11 protein-coding genes are annotated in these 13,290 nt (G+C 36.8%); 6 read left to right on the top strand and 5 right to left on the bottom strand.

The window, feature by feature from the left end; all coding sequences use genetic code 11:
* The first annotated feature begins 23 nt into the window (after positions 1-23).
* The gene (locus tag CH364_RS11840) at positions 24-1,148 is read left to right on the top strand and encodes a methyl-accepting chemotaxis protein (protein ID WP_100744671.1); all 1,125 of its coding nucleotides are present in this window, start codon (positions 24-26) and stop codon (positions 1,146-1,148) included.
* A gap of 69 nt (positions 1,149-1,217) precedes the next feature.
* Positions 1,218-2,738, top strand: coding sequence for an SDR family oxidoreductase (locus CH364_RS11845; RefSeq protein WP_100744670.1), 1,521 nt, complete (start codon positions 1,218-1,220; stop codon positions 2,736-2,738).
* Here CH364_RS11845 and CH364_RS11850 read toward each other — a convergent pair.
* A complete protein-coding gene (locus tag CH364_RS11850) occupies positions 2,725-4,467 on the bottom strand; it encodes an alkyl sulfatase dimerization domain-containing protein (RefSeq protein ID WP_100744669.1) in 1,743 nt (580 codons plus the stop codon). The genes CH364_RS11845 and CH364_RS11850 overlap by 14 nt on opposite strands.
* A gap of 351 nt (positions 4,468-4,818) precedes the next feature.
* Here CH364_RS11850 and CH364_RS11855 point away from each other — a divergent pair, with 351 nt between their 5' ends.
* Complete coding sequence (locus tag CH364_RS11855; protein ID WP_100744668.1) at positions 4,819-5,928, top strand: hypothetical protein; 1,110 nt, start codon at positions 4,819-4,821, stop codon at positions 5,926-5,928.
* A 34-nt stretch (positions 5,929-5,962) separates the two neighbouring features.
* On the opposite strand, the gene CH364_RS11860 is transcribed toward CH364_RS11855, so the two are convergent.
* The 4 genes from CH364_RS11860 to CH364_RS11875 all read right to left on the bottom strand — a co-directional run bounded on the left by CH364_RS11860 (position 5,963) and on the right by CH364_RS11875 (position 10,302).
* Complete coding sequence (locus CH364_RS11860; protein WP_100744667.1) at positions 5,963-7,015, bottom strand: MBL fold metallo-hydrolase; 1,053 nt, start codon at positions 7,013-7,015, stop codon at positions 5,963-5,965.
* Complete coding sequence (locus CH364_RS11865) at positions 7,015-7,824, bottom strand: SUMF1/EgtB/PvdO family nonheme iron enzyme (RefSeq protein ID WP_100744666.1); 810 nt, start codon at positions 7,822-7,824, stop codon at positions 7,015-7,017. The genes CH364_RS11860 and CH364_RS11865 overlap by 1 nt, the downstream gene beginning before the upstream one ends.
* 144 nt (positions 7,825-7,968) lie before the next feature.
* A complete protein-coding gene (locus CH364_RS11870; RefSeq protein WP_243401417.1) occupies positions 7,969-9,630 on the bottom strand; it encodes a sulfatase-like hydrolase/transferase in 1,662 nt (553 codons plus the stop codon).
* A gap of 171 nt (positions 9,631-9,801) precedes the next feature.
* Positions 9,802-10,302 carry a DinB family protein gene (locus CH364_RS11875; protein ID WP_100744664.1) on the bottom strand — a complete coding sequence of 167 codons (501 nt, stop codon included), beginning with the start codon at positions 10,300-10,302 and terminating at the stop codon, positions 9,802-9,804.
* A gap of 279 nt (positions 10,303-10,581) precedes the next feature.
* On the opposite strand from CH364_RS11875, the gene CH364_RS11880 reads away from it, so the two are divergent.
* The 3 genes from CH364_RS11880 to CH364_RS11890 are packed head-to-tail and all read left to right on the top strand — an operon-like array spanning position 10,582 to position 13,285.
* Positions 10,582-12,189 (top strand): ArnT family glycosyltransferase, encoded by a 1,608-nt coding sequence (locus CH364_RS11880; protein ID WP_100744663.1) that lies wholly within the window; start codon positions 10,582-10,584, stop codon positions 12,187-12,189.
* Positions 12,186-12,500, top strand: a complete 315-nt coding sequence (locus CH364_RS11885; RefSeq protein WP_100744662.1) for a hypothetical protein — start codon at positions 12,186-12,188, stop codon at positions 12,498-12,500. Before CH364_RS11880 ends, CH364_RS11885 begins: the two co-directional genes overlap by 4 nt.
* A 26-nt stretch (positions 12,501-12,526) precedes the next feature.
* A complete protein-coding gene (locus tag CH364_RS11890) occupies positions 12,527-13,285 on the top strand; it encodes a polyprenol monophosphomannose synthase (protein WP_100744661.1) in 759 nt (252 codons plus the stop codon).
* The last annotated feature ends 5 nt before the right edge of the window (positions 13,286-13,290 follow it).

The following is a 13,290-nucleotide window of genomic DNA, read 5'->3' on the forward strand; positions in this document are numbered from 1 at the left end:
ATTCTGCACTGTAAGGGTTAGATATGGAAGAGAGTTACTCTAATTTAGGGATGAGGAAACTAAAAGATCTGATCGAATCATTTGGAGATAGATCTAAAGAAATAGGTTCCGTCGCTTCTTCAATCCAACAGGTTGCAAAACAAACCAACTTACTAGCGCTCAATGCTTCCATCGAAGCAGCACGAGCAGGAGAACATGGACGTGGATTTGAAATTGTAGCGAACGAAGTTACAAAACTTTCATATCAAACGTCAGAAGCTACTAAAAAAATTTCTGAAATTTTATCTCGCATAAATATTGAAAACCAATCTGCCAATGTAGATGTGATTGAAATGGAAAAACAATCCATTGTAGAATACGCTGAACTTTGGACGAGTAATATTGCCAAAGAACTAGAATCTAAATTTTATATCATGGCTACTTCACTCTATGGTTTGAAATTTTTAATTCAAAGTTTAGTACACGCAAATATAGGAATGAAAAGAGAACATTTACTTCTCATTTTGCAAGAATACTTAATTCAAAATGAACAACAACTCGCATATGCTATCTGTTGTGAACCAAACGTGATAGATATGATGGATGGAGAATACAAAAACAAAGAAGGTCATGATTCCCAAGGTAGGTTTGTTCCCTATTGCCATAGACATACAGGTAGAATATCAATCGAACCTTTACAAGGTTTTGACACACCAGGAGAAAACGAATGGTATACCGTCCCACGTGATTTAGGGGAAGATGTGATGATGGAACCATATGATTATCCAATCGAAGGCAAAACTGTAAAGATGACAAGTCTTATGACTAATCTTTTTCTACATTCAAAATTTGCTGGTATCTTGGGTGCTGACTTTTCACTAGAACAATTACAATCAGAGCTATCTCCTAAAAAACTTTTTGGCATTGGAAAAACATCTCTCATTACGTATAACAGCAATTATGCTTCACATCCTGAAATTGATTTTTTAGGAACGCCAGCAGAACAACTTAACGATGAGGCCAAAAGAGCAATCCAAAGAGGGGAAAGTTTCACCTTTATTGACAAATCCAACATAGCAAGAATTTTGAAGCCGGTCAGAATTGGACAAAGTAAACGACCATGGAGTATACTCGTAGAGTTCAATTTACTTTCCGTTCTTAAAAAGTAATTGTTTCCCTCTCTCAAAGTGAGGTGATTAGATACTTGATTCGCCATAGCAAACAAAAACTCTGGTTCTATGGACATCGATTCCTTGTTACAGGACTTAAAGACTCTTTTGGATTCACCCAAGGAACTTGTAACCATCTCAGAAGAAAAACGATTAGAGCTCATGATCCTCTGTGGGAAGATATCTCGCCCAGACCGGAATGAAGTCAGAAAAAGAAATAGAACTGTCCGTGTCGAAAAAAAACAAACCATAAAAATTCAAGAAAAACAAAAAACTGCTCTAACGGGAATTAGACGGGCCAGAGAATCCGCAGTATTCAAAGCTCCTTTACAAATTTCTAATTCTGCTGGATGGTCCTGGGATAAGGCAGAGGAATTAACAAATCCAAAACCTTGTTATATTTGCAAAACTCCATTTAATAAACTTCATTTTTTTTATGATTCCATGTGTCCGAATTGTGCAGCACTCAATTATTCCAAAAGGTTTCAAACAGCAGACCTACGTGGAACCGTGGCCGTTATCACTGGATCTCGCTTAAAAATTGGTTACCAATCAACCTTACTCTTGTTACGTTCCGGCGCAAGAGTGATTGCAACGACAAGATTTCCAAATGATTCAGCCATTCGTTTTGCCAAAGAAACTGATTTTCATTTATGGAAAGATAGATTACAAGTTTTTGGACTCGACTTACGGCACACTCCGAGTGTAGAAATTTTTTGTAAATTTTTAGAAAATCATTTAGAACGATTAGACATTTTAATTAACAACGCAGCACAAACGGTAAGGCGACCTCCAGGTTTTTATTCCCACCTACTAGAAACTGAAAAGTTATCTTTTTCTGAATTGCCCCAAGAAACACAAAAATTGCTTAGTTTTTACCAACATTGCAAACAGGAGTTAGATTCTTATCGCTCTGATTCTGAAATGAAAGACACTGCCACCGCCCTTGCTGTCAGTTGGAATCACAAAACACCTGGTGTTGGAATTCGTTCTTCAGCAGCTCTGTCCCAAATTCCTTATTCCCATGACAATTCAAACGAATTAGAGGCAGTATTTCCAGAAGGTCAGTTAGATGCGGATTTACAACAAGTTGATCTTCGCAAAACAAATAGTTGGAGATTAAAACTTGGAGAAATTAATACTTCTGAAATGTTAGAAGTACAGTTAGTGAATGCAGTAGCACCATTCGTACTTTGTAATCGCCTAGTTGGGATTATGCGAAAAGACAATACAGGAAAAAAACATATTATCAATGTTTCTGCTATGGAGGGAAAATTTCATCGATTTAAAAAAGAAGACCGTCACCCACACACGAATATGGCAAAAGCAGCACTTAATATGATGACTCATACATCCGCAGAAGATTTTGCAAAAGACGGAATCTTTATGAATGCCGTGGACACAGGTTGGGTGACTGACGAAGATCCCATCGAACTTGCAAAAAGGAAACAAGACCTACATGATTTCCAACCTCCTCTCGATATAGTGGACGGAGCCGCAAGAGTCGTTGATCCCCTTTTTGACGGCGTCAATACAGGGAAACATTGGATCGGTAAATTTTTAAAAGACTACTTCCCTATTGACTGGTAGGAACTTTCATAGTTAGTATCTGTTCCTTCGGTGAAAACTTTTTTAAAAACTGGGTAAAAGATAACAAGTTTCCTTTTTTAAATCGAAACTTAAGAAGTGTTGTGGCAGGCGATTTCAATTTGGTTAACATTTCCTTCCAATCTTGTGAATCAAGTTCCACAATCAATTTCGCATCTGTCAGTAATCCAGGAATGACTTCTGCGACTCCTCTTCGCAAATGGATGGTATACGATTCTTTCGTATCAAAAAAAATAAATCCTACTTTTTCATCCGTATCGAAACTCAATTTTGGATCTAAATTCGTCACAAAACTACTTAGAATCACTTTTACAGGATATTGTCTTAACAACTCAGGACTCGGCCTTACCTTAATTTTAGCGATAAACTGATTTCGTAACTCCAAGGCTTCTGTAAGATAATAGTGTTTTGCATTGGCATTGGATTCTAATGCACCTAATTTTTCAAGTGCTTCGATTCTGACAGATATCGCATCTGTTAATTTGGAATCGTGACGAAGTAAATAACCGGAAAGTGTTAATGCGGTTTGGTAATCCTCCTTTTGGAGTTTACTTTTTGTGTATTTGATTAAGTTTTCTTTTCCTCCTGCCAAATCCACAATCAAATCGGCATAAACCTTTCTGTTTAACGGTTGCAATTCGGCCGAGTCACCACTGAACCAACCCAAATTTCCGTTAAATGCAGAACGAACAGACCACGAAACTTTTCCGTAGATTTCCTTTAAATAAGGTGATTTTTGAAGGTGTTCCGGAAGTTTAATTAATTGTACCAAATCATCTGGATGGTAACCTGCATTGATTCCGCGTAAAGACTGGTCATGTACAAATTGTACGGCATCTCGATAATCTGTTATTATTTCATAAATCGTTGACTTTCCAGAGATTGGTTTTCCATGACTAGGCACTATATGTTCTGGTTTTATATTTCGAATGATATCAAGTGATTCATACCAATGTTTTAAACTACGGAACCAAGTTCCTCGGATTGTATACAAATTTGGGAAAGCTTTATAAAAATTATCACCTACAAACAGTATATTTTTTTCAGGATGGTAAATATAAATTTGATCATCGGTTTCACCCGGTGCATGAATCAGTTTCAGTTGTATCCCGGCAACTTCAACGTTGAGTGTGTCACGAAAAGTTTTTGTAGGAGGAACAAAATCTAATTTGGTATCTGCACTGTAGCCTTGGTAGGGTCCAATTCCAACATTCACTAAATCACTTTTTTCCAAATAATTACCAAACATACGAGCACTTCTTGTTCCAATGATCGGAGTAGTTTCACTTGCTAATTTCTGTACGGTAGGGAGTAAACTCTCATGGGCATAAACATCAGGTATTCCACCTGTAACAAATGACCCAGAACCAAAAATATGATCCGGATGGCTATGCGTGTAAATGATTGCTTTAATTGGTAAAGTGGAAATCTTTCTAAAATCTTCTAAAACTTCTTTAGATGCCTTTAATTCATCTAACGTATCAATGATGATGAGACCATCTTTACCAATAAGTAAGATTGAGTTGGCAATCCCATAACCAACAGCAGAGTAAACTCCAGGTGTTACCTCATAAATTTTTTTTTCAAACTCTTTGTTAAACTCCTCCAAATGAATATGTTTGGAATCATTTTCCAATACTTTTAATTTCGTAGAGTTACAATGAATTAATGAGATGAAACAAAAACATAGGATGAGGGATTTAATTTTCATACAAATTCATAGTAATTCAACCAAACTCTAAGGAATAAAGATAGTTTTGTTTTCAATGAATGGAACCTTTCCATTTAAACCCACTACATTGTGCGAATTGTATAATCGATCGCCGACAATTCCTATCGTATCGAAGCCAATGATTCAAATCGGAAAACAAATCATGTAAACTAACGCTGAATAGGTGGAAATACAATTAAGAACCAAAAGTGAATAAAAAAAATGAATGATTCCCATCTAAGAACTAAACATTAAATACAATATACTGGATATATATCTGCAATAGCAGATTCTTGCCTACTCAAAACGGGCCTTTAGAGAACAGTGTCCAAAACACTAACGAGAGACCCAATGAAACAAGTTTTATCGAGCCTATGCCTTTCCATATTCGTAATATCCCCTCTTTTGGCACAATCTACGCAAAAAGAACCCACAATCCTCTCCCAATCCAAAGCAGAGGCACCAAATCCTAAACCTGAGGAAGAGACTACAGAAAAAGAAAGGTGGCGATTTCTCTTTTACGCTGGGGCCGGAAAGGCAGAAATCCAAACCAACCCGAACATTCCGTTCGCACACAGAGATCCCAATTCTGGACTACTCATCAATCCTGGTATCGGTAAGAGAACAGGACTAACAAATGCCGGTACCACAAACTTTCCTTCCGAAGGATCAGGAACTAACCAAGGCTCTGTATTTACATTGGCCAACGATAAATGGTTGTTTGCTTATGGATATACTTCGATCGATTTAAAAATGTCACCGGCAAACCAAGGAGTTGTCCCCATTCGATATTTTGATTCTTCTTCCGAACACATTGTTCGAAACATTCGAGTGGATTATACACAAAAAATTTCTGATTTAGTATCTGCAGTGTTTTCTGTTCGGCAATTTTTAAGAACAGGGAATTATGAATGGAACAATGTCCTTGAAACTACAAGTGTATCAAACCATTATGTAGCCTTTCCTAAATTTCAAGTGAATGATAATATGAAAATCAATATCTATTCACTCGGTTTTAAATTCAATAATTTCAAAAACTGGGAAATTGAACCTTACTTTCAATATCGTGATGCCAGGTTTTATGCTAATGTGTTTTCCACTGTAGGAATTGTACAAAGAGCTGATAATTTACTTTTACCCACGGATCCCGTTGCCATTGGAAATGCTTGGGCATACCAAGGCCTAGGCAGTGCTTATGTCCTCCCATTATACAATTCGATTAATAAAGAATTTGGAAACGTAGGCATAAGGTTACAATACAATCCTTATAAGTTTATATTTCTCAGGACTGATGTCAGAAGAAATCCAGTGCTTGCCGCTTGGGAAGTGAGAGGTTCTGCTACAGTATTTTTTAATAAATATTTTGGAATCACTGTAGGTGGGATCTATGCAGAAGCGGAAATCAATCCTTTAAGTTTACGTGGTTGGGAAATTGGCCCAACATTTACGTATTTGTTTTAATGTAGGACCAAGTTTTTTAAAATTTACTTTTCAACTATGGCAATGGAATTTCGATTCTTTTGCCATCATGTCCAATGATCAATTCTCCGTGATATACCTTTTGGATTGGGTCTTTATAAATTGCTTTGGTTTGAACATATCCACTTACAAACGGAATCATATGCGTTAAAACTAATGTTTTAACTTTTGCATCCTCAGCCAATTTTCCTAATTCAAAAGCATCTATATGATATAACTGGATATCTTTCATAATTTTACTTAATCTTTCATTATTTATCGATTCATAAGCTGTTTCAATTTTCGCAACCATTGACTTGTTCATTACCTCTGAAATCAAATAATCATCGCCAAACGACTGTTTTTTTAGAAATTCAGAATCAGCTGTATCACCGGAAATTAAGATGGATTTACCTTTATATTCGATTCGATAACCCACTGCTGGTTCCACAGGTTCATGATTTACAAAAAAAGCATATACGACGACTCCATCTTTTTCATAAACAATTTTTGAAGATCCATCTGATTTAGGAGAAAATTCATTTGTTTTAGCCCCTTTCCACTGCGGTGGCATCACCGCTTCTCCATGGTGTTTGGTACGGTAACCATATTCAGATTGATAACTTTTCATAAACCCATTCACAAGATCCGAAATCCCTTTTGGTCCATGGACGGTTAGAGTTTTTTGTCTTCCCAGTAACCAACTGCGGTCAATCACCTCGCCTAAGTCAGCAAAATGATCTGAATGAAAATGTGTAATAAAAACGGCGCTAATTTCACTTACGGGTAAATTCAATTTTTCCATCGCCATTGAAACACCATCACCAGCATCAAAAACCAAAAACTGTCCATTCACAAATATGGCAGTGGAATTCTGGATACTCTCCGAAGGAAGTGGAGAACCCGTTCCCGTAAGGATAATCGTAATTTTATCCTTGTCCAAAAGTTCCTTTGCCGCTTTGGCTTTTACAATTGTGCTTTCATTCACACGACGAAGTACGAATCGGTCCCATGAACAAGAGAGATTCGTGAATAGAAAGAACAAAAATACGATCTTAAAATTTAGAGAATTGGAATTGTTTTTTTTCATTAGTTTTCCTTATTTTGGTGAATTGTATTGATTCTAATATGTAAGATGGTTCGAAACCCAATATGATTCGTTGCCAAATGATCTTCCTGAGGTTGTTTTGCTTGGGCCCTATATCGTTTGCAATAGTTTGGCGAACAAAGAAAAGATCCACCTTTGATCGTATGGTATTTTGATTTGTCTAAATTTTTATCAACAAGCCAGGGATCTGCAGTGAATTCCCAAACATTTCCGATCATATCATATAAACCGAATTTATTTTTCGCAAAACAACCAACAGGTGAAATTCCAATAAATCCATCTTTCCCTTCATCTAAGTAAGGAAACTCACCTTGCCAGGTATTTGCTTCTTCCTGACTCCCGTTGGCTGCTGCCCATTCCCATTCCACTTCCGTAGGCAAAGTATGGCCTTTCCATTTTGCAAAGTTGAATGCGTCTATATAACTCACGGCCACCACAGGAAAGGATCCTTTGCCTTCTATGGAAGAATCTGGACCATCAGGATGACGCCAACTGGTGCCAGGAACATAACTCCACCAATCAATTGCTGAGGCCTTTAGATCCACTTTCGGTTTTTGAAAAACAACGGCGCCAGGTTCATTCAGTATCAAATCGTTTGGATGGAGGTTTGGAATGAATTTAGCCTCGGCTTCCGTTTGATAACCAGTCTCCCAAACAAATTTTGCAAATTCATCATTGGTAACTTCGGTTTCATCCATCCAAAATCCAGAAACGGACGTTTGGTACATTGGTGATTCTTCCGGATATACATTAGATCCCTTTTCAAACTGTCCCGAAGGAACCCAAACCATTCCAGGAAAATTTGGATTCTCATGCGATTTCTGATAATGACAATTATTTTTGGATCCCCACGGTGTACGAACTAGCGAACAGTGGCAAAATAGAAATAACATTAGCATGATCAACTTACACATATTAGTTGATATCAGGTATACTCAATTCACCCAATAGGTATATTCATCTTCTTTCTCTTGTTTTTGATCTAATGTTTTATCAATCGAGACAGGAAATTCAATAAAAGAAGCCCAAAGTGGTTCAGGCATTTGTTTATTATAGTTATCTAATAATCCTTCCAATTTCGATATTTTTTCCGGATACAAAGAAACAACATTTTTCTTTTCCAAGGGATCAATGTCTAAATGAAACAACCATTTCTTTTTCGGACGCTCTGTTCGAATTAATTTCCATCCTTCTGCTTGGACCGTTTGGTAATACCCATCACTCCAAAAAAGAGGTCTTTGTTTTTGAACCACCTGACCTTTTAAATAAGGCAAAAGGTTTACACCGTCAATTTCCCTATCTAACGGAAGTTTTACGCCAGCGGCACCTGCTACCGTAGGTAAGATATCAATATTGGTAATTGCATTTTGGTATTTTGTACCTGGTTTGATATGACCTGGCCATTTCGCAACATAAGGGACACGGATCCCACCTTGAAAAAGGGTCAATTTCCAACCACGAAAGGGTGAATTTACATCAGGTAACCCTATATAATTTGGTGCACCGTTATCACTTGTAAAAATCACAATTGTGTTTTTATCCAATCCTTCTTGTGCCAACGACTCGAGAATTTTTCCTACACTTCGATCCAAAGAACGAATCATACTTAAATACACTCGTTTCCTATGATCCTTGATATGAGATAGTGCATCATAATCTTCCTTACTTGCTTGTAAGGGAGTGTGCACTGCCCAATGAGCTAAAAATAAAAAGAAAGGTCTGTGTTTATTGGTTTTAATCACCTTCACTGCTTCATCAGTAAAATAATCTGTCAAATATCGGCTTGGTTCAAACCACCTACCACCGTTATAACTCACACCAAAACGCATATTCGGCCATAAAAAACGATCAATCGGATCAAAATCCTGTTTTGAATTATAAACGTTAGGGTCATCAACTGGAAGATACAACCCACTCTCCATAAACAATGTTTCATTAAACCCTTGTTTGTTGGGTCTCATCTCCTCAGTACTTCCCAGATGCCATTTCCCAATGTGAACAGAGTGGTATCCTCGCTCTTTTAAAACTTCAGCGATTGTGATTTCCGAACCAGGCATTCCTAGTTCATTAAAACTTTTTGATTTTTCTGCTTTTTCTTTATCAATAACAACAGGATACAACCGGTCCGGATCTGCATATAAATCAGCACCTACTCTTGCCAGTGCCCCAGGTGTCGGCGTAAACTCGACTCCAAATCGAGAGGGATACCTACCCGTCAATAGAGCTGCACGTGATACGGTACAAACCGCACTCCCGGAATAACCAGAATCAAAACGTACACCATCATTTGCTATGGAGTCAATATGAGGAGTGGGAACTGCTAAGTCCGCATAACCTCCACCATATGTTGTCACATCGTTAAAACCCAAATCATCTGCCATAATTAAAATAACATTCGGTGGGCGACTAGTGAGTGGTTCTTTTGAATGATCTGGACCAGTTTGCCAAGGTACAGGATGGTTTTTTTCTCTCGGATGACGGATGTCAGTAATCCAACCTAGTGAATAACGAAGTAAAAGTAATCGATTATAATAGAGGAGGCCAAGAAGGGTAAAAAGAACAAAGAAGATTGATACTACAATTTTTAAAAGTTTCATCAGAAAATGGAAAGTCACCTGATTGAAAGTAATCTACATCTGGCAATCTCGCCAAGAGTTAAGTAAAAACCAGGTTTTCGCAAATTTAAAAAATTGCTAAATCCATCCAGTCCAATGTAAATTCGATCAATGAATTAAACAATACCATCAATTCACCATAAAACTTGTTAATTAAACTTGTTTAGCTTTCGCAAAAAGAGTGGCAGGTGAAAACCCAAACCCATCAGAAACGATACCTCCATCTAACTTAACTAAGATGGAGATAATGGCATAGTGATGAACTGTATGAGAAAGTAAAAATAAAAGTTCCCGATTGGTATTACTAAGAATGGCAGGAATGTTTTCTGTAGGGTTGTAGTTTTGTGAAATTGAAATATTTTTTGGTTCAAAGATCTGAGTTTGAAATAGAGAGACAAAATGTTTCATTGATTCAATGGCAAACAATCGATCAGTTTCAAGGAGAGGATTCCTTTTCCTCTGGTCGTAATCAATGTGGCCATTTGGGATCCCATTCCAAAACAGCTCGTAATGTTCAATGATGTGACGAAAGTGTTCACCTATGGAAGACTCAAGGATTCCGTGTTTTAGTTTATAACTTTCGTTCGAAATAGATTCGAGGAGATAAATCCCTTGCTGTAAAATTTGATAGTTTTCAGCATAATTTGGATCCATACAATGTGTCTTAGACTGTTGGATTCCGTCCACATTCCAAACAATTTTCAAAGATTTTAATCCAAAGAAGACGGTTTTTTATGAGGAAACTGCAGATTTCCTTGTATTTGGACCATTTTCTCCTTCAAAAACATGTCTAAAGTCATAGTCCAACTTTCCCTCTGCAAAGTTAAAAAAACACAAATCATAAGTTTCTAAAAACAATACGATTCACAATTTTAAACTTAAACACGTTGACTGACTGGTCAGTATCTTCGTTTATGGATAAAAGGGGTCGAAATGTATTTTGTTCTTCTCATATTTCTTTCTGCTATATTTGCGATGACCCTCGGTATTCCCGATGCCACCTTTCCGCAAGGTGACGAAATCATGCACATTCGCTCCATTCGAGAAAGTTTGGAAGTGGGAAGTTATACATTACCTGTTTTGTCTGGACTTCCGAACCCATACAAGCCCCCTCTTCTATTTTGGATGGGAATGTTCTTTGATAGAATTTTTGGAATCGGATATTTTGCAGAACGATTTGTGTCCTTTCTCTTCGGACTAGGAACTTTAGGATTGTTCTATCAACTCTATTTATCCTTTAGTAAGTCGCAAAAAGAAACAAAACTCGCAACATTAGCCTTTGCCTTTTCTTTTCTTTCCTTAAAATTCTTTGGGCTTTTGATGATGGAAGGGGCAATGGTGTTTTTCACCCTTCTCTATGTATTTCTTTTTTACCAATATAAAAAAACTAAGAATCTAATCTATGTTGTTTGTGGAAGTTTTTTAGTTGGATTTGGTTATCTATTAAAAGGTCCAATCCTTCATATCTATATTGTTTTATTTTTACTTAGTTACCTTTACACAAAAATGGTAAGAGTAAGAAGAGGACATTTTCATATTTCAATGAAACCTCTAAGAGAAGAAAAACAAACTCTTACGTTGTTTTCACTTTCCTTCATCATTCCTATCCTTTGGATTTCCTATTTGTATTTATTTACAAGTTCTGGAAAAGAATTGTTAAGATTCTTTTTTGTAACAGAGAATATGGGGAAATTTTATGCAGCAAACCAATCAGGTCTTAGAATCTGGGGTGGTTGGCTTTTGTATACAATCCCCTTCACCATTCCGCTGTTGTATTCCGTTTGGTTGACTATCAAAAAAACAACAAATCAGAAAAACCAAATTTGGTCAGTTGTTGTGATAGTGTTTTTGATACTTGTAACGATCTTTCATTTATTACCAAACCGCAAAGATCCATATTATGTAACTCCATTTGTAACCTTACTATTTTTGTTGCCTGCCATCATAAAAACAAACTGGGAAACTTTGATTCTTTCTAAACTAAATCAATTTTCAATTCCAATAGTTTATTTTTTATTTGTTGCCTTTGCGATAATATTAAGACTTCCACTTTTATTTTTGGTATCTCTCACAGGAATTGTTATTTCCATCAGTGCCATTTATGCATTTCAAAATGGAAAAGTTAGGTTCTATGGAATTTTGATTCCTCAACTTCTTCTTGTTCCAGTTGTAATGTTTTTTCTCATTCGCCCAATGGCCGATCCAGATATTACAAAACAACTCATTGGATTAGAAGGGAAGGATGTTTGCGTCATTGCTGAAAATCCTTGGACAGCTATGGATGTACAAAACAAACTGAAAAGCTCAAAAGTAAACTTTGCATTACCTCTGACTTACAGAGAAACCTGCGCCACAAGCACAGTGATGGTGGCGTTTCAAGATACCAATTTCGGAGAAGATTGGAAAAAAGATACCTCTTGGTTTCAATGGAAACAACATCTGAATTTAGATACAGACCAAACCATCAAAGCCTTACTAAAAATGGACAAACGTTCTTTCCAATCAGAAGTAAGTGTTTGGAAAAAAGAGGAAAGACTATGAAGAAATATGGATTCTTACTCTTTTTATTAGCGATTGTTTCTGTTTGGGACATCTCAAAAGACAATGCCCCCAAGTTTGGGCAAAAAGCAAAATTAGAACAGTCATCTGAATGCAAAGTTCTATGTGAAAAAGCAAGTCACTGCTTAAAAGAAGACCAAAAGCAATTACAAGATCCCAAGATGTACCAGTTTGCCTGTGAAATTCTCTGCACGAAACAGTTCCAATTGTTCGGTGAATGTTCCAAGGCAATTGCAACTTCTTGTGAAAATGGTGAGTTATGTATCAAAAATCAAACAAAGGGGCTTTTTTAAAAACAAAAGAAGTTAAATGACCAGTCATGCAAAATAAAACAAGTATAATACTCCCAACTTATAACGAGGCCGGTAATATCAAAAACTGTGCTGAAACTATCTCTAAAATTTTAGAAAAAGAATCCTTAGAGTTTGAAATTGTCATTGTGGATGACAACTCCCCTGACGGAACATTTGAAGTTGCTAAAGTCCTTGCTGAATACGACAAACGAATCAAACCTTTTGTCCGCACCACAGAAAGAGGACTGAGTTCAGCTGTCACTTACGGTTACGACAAAGCAGAAGGTGACAATCTAGTGGTTGTCGATGCAGACTTTCAACACGATTATACCAAAATTCCAGATGTAATTCGTTTGCTGAATGAAAACGATATTGTTGTAGCCACACGTCGTAGTGCCGATGGCGGTTATGGTAATTTTCCGATACTTAGAAAGTTAGCAAGTCAGTTTGCTACCAAAATCTCTGAGTGGTTGTTTCCTGTTCCCATTTCTGATCCCATGAGTGGATTCTTTGGAATTAGAAAATCTATTTATTTAGAAACCAAAGAAAAACTTCACCCAAGAGGTTATAAAATTCTTTTTGAAATTTTGGGTTCAGTTCGTACGGAAAAAATTGCTGAAGTAGGTTATACCTTTGGGCTAAGAACTTGGGGACAATCGAAACTTGATTCTGGAGTGATTTTTTATTTTATTTGGGACCTAATTTCGATTAAATGGAACCAATGGAGATTATCTCACTCTTTCCAATTTCGATCCAAAAGAAGAAATTCACATATCCATCCATAGGGAAA

Source organism: Leptospira harrisiae (genome assembly GCF_002811945.1).
Taxonomy (GTDB): domain Bacteria; phylum Spirochaetota; class Leptospiria; order Leptospirales; family Leptospiraceae; genus Leptospira_A; species Leptospira_A harrisiae.